Genomic DNA, 240 nt, shown 5'->3' with positions numbered 1-240 from the left:
ATGCCGCTCCGGCAGGACCAGCGTCTTGTCGCTGCGAATGACCGCCACCACCGGCATGCGGCTCGCATCCAACGCGTGGCGCAGCATCGCATCGTGCCGATCGCTGCCTACCTTGTTGAGGATGACGCCGGTGATGCGGACATCGGCGCGAAAATCCGTAAAGCCGGTGACGAGCGGCGCGACCGAGTGCGACATTCGCGACGCGTCGACGACGAGAACGACGGAAAGGCCCATCATCGC

General features: G+C 65.0%; 1 protein-coding gene. It reads right to left on the bottom strand.

What is annotated here, in order from left to right; genetic code table 11:
- A partial coding sequence (locus tag ACPYOI_RS36870; protein ID WP_481424284.1) for a nucleotide-binding protein occupies nt 1–240 on the bottom strand: 240 nt, incomplete at both ends.

Source organism: Rhizobium sp. SVR5-2C (genome assembly GCF_056755115.1).
The sequence above is the reverse complement of the archived record's forward strand: the minus strand, read 5'-3'. Positions and strand labels throughout refer to the sequence as shown.